Source organism: 'Prunus avium' virescence phytoplasma (genome assembly GCF_050916135.1).
Taxonomy (GTDB): Bacteria; Bacillota_I; Bacilli_A; order Acholeplasmatales; family Acholeplasmataceae; genus Phytoplasma; species Phytoplasma ziziphi.
Genome location: NZ_CP069156.1, coordinates 769,155 through 775,344 on the forward strand (window position 1 = coordinate 769,155; position 6,190 = coordinate 775,344).

The 6,190-nt window shown below is 22.9% G+C and carries 5 protein-coding genes; 1 reads left to right on the plus strand and 4 read right to left on the minus strand.

Going from position 1 to position 6,190, the window contains the following annotated elements; genetic code table 11:
- Positions 1–5: 5 nt before the first annotated feature.
- The 4 genes from JNO41_RS03840 to glyA form a co-directional block, all read right to left on the minus strand.
- Positions 6–470 carry a nucleoside deaminase gene (locus JNO41_RS03840; protein ID WP_121463904.1) on the minus strand — a complete coding sequence of 155 codons (465 nt, stop codon included), beginning with the start codon at positions 468–470 and terminating at the stop codon, positions 6–8.
- A gap of 21 nt (positions 471–491) precedes the next feature.
- The gene (locus JNO41_RS03845; RefSeq protein WP_121463905.1) at positions 492–1,067 is read right to left on the minus strand and encodes a thymidine kinase; all 576 of its coding nucleotides are present in this window, start codon (positions 1,065–1,067) and stop codon (positions 492–494) included.
- 59 nt (positions 1,068–1,126) lie between these two features.
- A complete protein-coding gene (rpmE, locus tag JNO41_RS03850; RefSeq protein WP_121463906.1) occupies positions 1,127–1,330 on the minus strand; it encodes a 50S ribosomal protein L31 in 204 nt (67 codons plus the stop codon).
- A gap of 152 nt (positions 1,331–1,482) precedes the next feature.
- Positions 1,483–2,742: a serine hydroxymethyltransferase gene (gene glyA, locus JNO41_RS03855; protein ID WP_121463907.1), complete on the minus strand. Its 1,260-nt coding sequence runs from the start codon at positions 2,740–2,742 to the stop codon at positions 1,483–1,485.
- Positions 2,743–3,600: 858 nt separating this feature from the next.
- Here glyA and nrdE point away from each other — a divergent pair.
- Positions 3,601–6,081, plus strand: a complete 2,481-nt coding sequence (nrdE, locus tag JNO41_RS03860) for a class 1b ribonucleoside-diphosphate reductase subunit alpha (RefSeq protein WP_121463908.1) — start codon at positions 3,601–3,603, stop codon at positions 6,079–6,081.
- The last annotated feature ends 109 nt before the right edge of the window (positions 6,082–6,190 follow it).

Sequence of the window (6,190 nt, forward strand, 5' to 3'; positions counted from 1 at the left end):
AAAAATTAAAAAAATTTCTTTTCTTTTCTAAGGTTGATAAAAAACTTTTTCAAAATATATTCACTTTCTTTCTCGAAAAAATCAGATTTAAAAGATATTTTCGAAATCAAACTTAAATTATTTAAAGAAAAATTATTTTTCAAACCTAGCCTTATATTAGGAGTACTATAATATATTTTTTTTACTCTTACTTGGAGTAATGCACCCATGCACATAATACAAGGTTCTAAAGTTGTATAAATTATTATATCATTAAATCTATAATTTTTAAATTTTTTGTTTAATTTTTTTAAAATTAAAAATTCGGCATGACCAAAAAAAATTTTCTTCTTTTCAACATTATTATGTGCTCTAGCAATAACTTTATCATTTAAAACAGCTATAGCGCCAACTGGAACTTCGCCTTTTAAAAAAGCTTTTTGAGCTTCTTTAAAAGCTTCTTTCATATAAAAAAATTCTTTTGGTTTCATAATGGTTTTCTTTTTAAAAAATTAATTTATAAATTTATGACATTTTCTACAACGCGGTTCATGATAATTTTTTCCGCCTACTAAAACAATAGAATCAGTAGATTTAGGAATTGAACCATCGACTATTCTTTGAGTTCTATTTGCTTCTTTGCCACAAACATTACAAGAAGATTTTAATTTAATAACTTGATCAGCAATTGATAATAAATAATTCATAGATCCGAAGGGTCTTCCACAAAAATCAAGTTCTAATCCTCCAATGATAATATGCATTCCACGATAAGATAAATTATTTACTATTTCTTTAATTTCTTGATCTAAAAATTGAGCCTCATCGATAAACAAAACTTCGACATCTTTTTCTAATAAATCTAAAATATCTTTACTTTTATTTATTAAAAAAGAAAAAATAGTTTTCGAATCATGAGTTATTAATTCTTTTTTTTGAGAATAACGATCATCAATTTTAGGTTTAACAACTAAAAATTTAATTCCTAAAGATTTAAAAAAATTAATTTTTTGAATCAATTTTGTTGTTTTTCCGGAAAACATAGGTCCGCAAATGATTTCAATAAAACCTTCTTTTTTTAAAACCATTTTTTTATCAAGACCTTTCTTAACCTTATTTCAATTTTTTTAAAAATAAATTTTTTTAATTAAGAATTATAACGTTTATTAAATTTATCTATTTGTCCTGCTACAGTTACAAAAACTTGTTTTCCAGTATAAAAAGAATGACAATTAGAACAAATTTCAATTTTCATTTGTTTCATAACTGTTCCAATTTTATGTTTATGACTACAAGTAGCACAAATAACTTCAATCTCGTTAAATTCTGGTTGTTGTTTTTTTGTTTTCATAATAATGAAATCCCTCAATAATTTTTATATATAATCTTATATTAATATATAAATTTCTCTTTAAAAATAAAAACAATATTATTAATTTAAATAATATAAATAAATATCATTTTTAATTATAACATTTAAAAATTTAAAAAATAAATTAAAAACTAAAAATTATTTTTTTTATAAATAGGAAATTTATTAGTCAATAATAATACTTTTTGTCTGACTTTTTCAATAACTTCTTCATTTTGATAATTATTTAAAATTTCGTCTATTAAATAAGCGACTTCAATAAATTCTTTTTCTTCAAAACCTCTTGTAGTCATCGCTGGAGTTCCTATTCTGATACCACTAGCGTTAAAAACTTTTTCTTTATCGAAAGGAATAACATTTTTATTAACAATAATATTAGCTTTTTGTAAAGCTTCAGAAGCTAATTTTCCATTTAAATTAGGATATTTATATTTTAAATCAATTAAAATTAAATGATTTTCAGTTTTTCCACTTACTAAACGATGACCTAATTTAGAAAAAGTATCAGCCAAAGAAAGAGAATTTTTTAATATTTGTTGTTGATAAATATTAAAATTTTCTTGTAAAGCTTCTTCGAAAGCTACTGCTTTAGCAGCGATAACATGCATTAAGGGACCGCCTTGAGTTCCTGGAAAAACACCTTTATTTATTTTTTTCATAACTTCTTCATTATTACTTAAAATAATTCCGCCTCTCGGACCTCTTAGAGTTTTATGAGTAGTCGAAGTAACAACATCTGCTTTCGCTAAAAAAGGACAAGGATGTAGCTTAGCAGCGATTAATCCAGCAATATGAGCGATATCAGCCATTAAATAAGCGCCAACCTCATCAGCAATTTCTCTAAATTTTTGAAAATCAATAATTCTAGAATAAGAAGAAGCTCCGGCTATAATTAACTTTGGTTTTACCTTATGAGCTATTTCTCTTAATTTTTGATAATCAATTGTTTCCGTTTCTTGAGAAACCCCATAACTATAAGAATTAAAAAATTTACCAGAAAAACTAACATGATGACCATGAGTTAAATGACCTCCATCATTCAAAGACATACCCAAAATAACATCATAAGGTTTTAATAAAGATTGAAAAACAGCCATATTAGCTTGAGATCCTGAATGCGGTTGAACATTAGCAAATTTAACATTAAATAACTTTTTAACTTTTTCAATTGCTATTTGCTCTATTTCATCTATATATTCACAACCGTCATAATATCTTTTTTTTGGATATCCTTCGGCATATTTATTTGTTAAAACACTACCTTGAGCTTCTAAAACTGACTTAGAAACGAAATTTTCGGAAGCAATTAATTCTAAATGTTTTCCTTGCCTTTCTTCTTCTTTTCTAATAATTTCAAAAATTTCATAATGATTATTCTTTAAAAAATCCATTTTTATTATTAACTTTCTTAATATAATATTTTTTCGAAATTAAAAATATTTTTAAAATACTATTTTGTAAAAATAAAAAAACATTTAACTTTATTATACTTTTAAAAAAATAATTTTCAAAAAAATTCCATCAAAAAATTATTAAAACAAAAAATCTTAAAAAAACTTAATTTTTTTTAATTAAAAAAAATAATAAAAAAAATTTAGTCACATTTTTAAAAAAGTGAATAAATTTTTAAAAAACAAATTTTAATACTCAAAAAATATTTAAAATTGAAGAAAAAAAATTATAAAAAAAATGACTAAATTCAAGTTAGTAACTTTTTAATTCTAAAATATTTTATATTTATTTTATATTTTTTAAAAAAACAAAAACAAAAATAAATAATAAATTAAAAAATTTAATTATTTTTATAAAAAATTATCAAAAATATTAAAATAAAAAAATATAACTAAAGTGCAAAAAAATAGACTAACTCAAAAAAAAATGTGACTAAAGTACAAAAAAAATAGACTAACTTTTTTTTAAAAAAAATTTTTTTCTTCATTTTTAACCGATAAATAATAATTAATTTTAAAAAATAAAAAAAATTAGTCGTTTTTTTACGTCTTAACAACAATAATAATAATAAAATATAAATAAATAATAAATTAAAAAATATTTTTTTAAAATAATAAAAATTAAATAGTTTTTATTATTTATTTTATTAAAAAAAATAAGTTATAATTTTAAATACAAAAGATAAAAATAAAAGATAAAAATATTTAATAAACTCTAAAATTTTTAAAAAAATTTATTAAATATTTTATTAATAAATTATATAAAAAAAATAAAACAAGGAGTTAAACAATTATTAAATGAAAAATCAAAAAATAAAAATAGTATACGACGGCCTTGAAAAAGGAAATATTTTCGAATTTGTTCAAAAATTATCTGAATTTAAATTAGAAAAAATTCAAGATTTTAAAAATGAAAATGAAAATATTTTTTTGATAACTAAAACTGTTAAATATGGAGAAATTCCTGATACTACTGAAAATTTTTTGAAAAAATATACTCATTTAATAATTGGTATTGCAGTTTCAGGAAATAAAAATTTCGGAAATAATTTCGCTAAAGCCGGAGATTTAATATCAGAAAAATTTAATATTCCTTTAGTTCTAAAATTCGAAAATAAAGGTTTTAATGAAGATATTGAATATATTAGAAAATGGTTAAATAATTTTATAAATATAAAAAATAACAATAAACGTATTCCTTCTTATATAACTTTAAATAATCAAATAATAGATGGAGAAGGAAAAATAAAAGATTTAAATAAAGATCAAGAAGCTTTAAAATCTTATTTTAAAGACGAAATTAATCCTAAATTAAAAAAATTTCAAACTTTAAACGAAAAACTTGATTTTTTAATTAAAAACAAATATTACGAAGAAGATTTTTTAAAGCTATACACACGTGAAGCGATTAAACAAATTTATCAGTTAGCTTATTCTTTTAATTTTAAATTTAATTCTTTTATCGGTGCTTTTAAATTTTATAACGATTATTCATTAAAAACGCGAGACAAAAAGTTTTATTTAGAAAGTTATGAAGATCGTTTAGTCACTAATGCTTTATATCATGCTTCTGGTAATTTTCAATTAGCACAAGAATTAATTAAGAATTTAATGAAACAAAATTTTACTCCAGCGACACCAACATTATTAAATACAGGCCTTAAAAAAAGAGGAGAATTTGTTTCTTGTTTTTTATTAGAAGCAGGTGATTCTTTAAACGATATCGCACGCATTGTTGAATTTGCGATGCAGTTATCTAAAATTGGCGGTGGAGTTTCGATTAGTTTAAGTAATTTAAGAGCTAAAGGTGAAACCATTAAAGAAATGAAAAACACTTGTAAAGGAGTCATCGGAGTCGCGAAGCTTTTGGATCATTCCTTTAGATACGCTGATCAAATGGGACAACGTTTGGGCGCTGGTGCTGTTTATTTAAATGTTTTTCATTCTGATATTGAAGATTTTTTGAATTCTAAAAAATTGAATGCCGATGAAGATATTCGTTTAAAAACATTATCATTAGGAGTTATCGTTCCTAATAAAATGTTAGAACTAGCGCGAAAAAATGAAAAGATGGCACTTTTTTATCCTCATACTATTTATAAAGAATATCATATTAGTTTTTCAGATGTTGGGGTTAATATGGATAAATGGTATCCTATTTTATTAGCTAATCCGAAAATACGTAAAAGATTTATTAATCCACGTTCTTTATTAGAATTAATTGCTCAATTACAAGGTGAATCTGGTTATCCTTATCTAATGTTTTGTGACAACGCTAATGCTGTTAATACCTCCGAAAATAAAATCAAATTTTCTAATTTATGTACTGAAATTTTACAACCTACTTTAACTTCTTATTATGCTTCTTATAACGAAAGAGAAAAAGACCGTATTGGAATGGATATCTCTTGTAATTTAGCTTCAGGACATATGGGAAATATGATGAAAAATAAAAATATTAAAGAAACTGTTTTTTCAGCGATGGAAATTATGAATTCAGTCTCTTTGAAAACTAAAATTAAACATGTTCCCTCTGTTTTTAAAGCTAATAATTTAAATCGTAGTGTTGGTTTCGGAATTATGGGTCATCATGGTTTTTTAGCTGAAAATATGATTAATTTTGGTAGTCAAGAAAATATCGAATTTATTGATGTTTTTTTTAATATAGTTAATTATTATTCACTTTTACATTCTTGTTTGAAAGCTGAAGAAACTGGTGAAAAGTTTTTTCAATTTGAAAAATCTACTTACGCTAGTGGGGAGTATTTTAAAGATAAAAAGGCTATTTTCCCAAAGCTTTCTAAAATTAAAGAACTTTTTGAAGGAATAGAAATTCCTAGTGATGAAGATTGGTCAAATTTAAAAGTCAAAGTAATGAAACATGGGTTATATAATTCACATCGTTTAGCGGTTGCTCCAAATGGGTCTATTGGTTATATTATGTCCGCCACACCTTCTTTAACTCCTATTAAGCAATTAGTAGAAGAAAGAACTTATGGAAATTCTAAAACTTATTTTCCAGCTCCAAATTTAGCTGATTATTCTTTTATGTATCAAACCGCTTATAAAATGAATAAATTCAAATTAATTGATGTGATCGCGACAGCACAAAAACATATCGATCAAGGAATTTCATTTGAATTATGTATTTCTTCTGATATTACAACTAGAGAATTATCAAGATATTATTTATACGCTCATCATAAGGGGATTAAAACACTTTATTACACGAGAACCCAAAAATTAAAGATTTTCGAATGCGAAAGTTGTGGTATTTAGATTAATATTTTTTAAATTATTATTAATAAGAAAGTTTTATTAAAATTTTCTGATAATTTTTTTAAAAAAACCTTTTTTATATATAAATCATTTTTAAAAGGTAAATTAA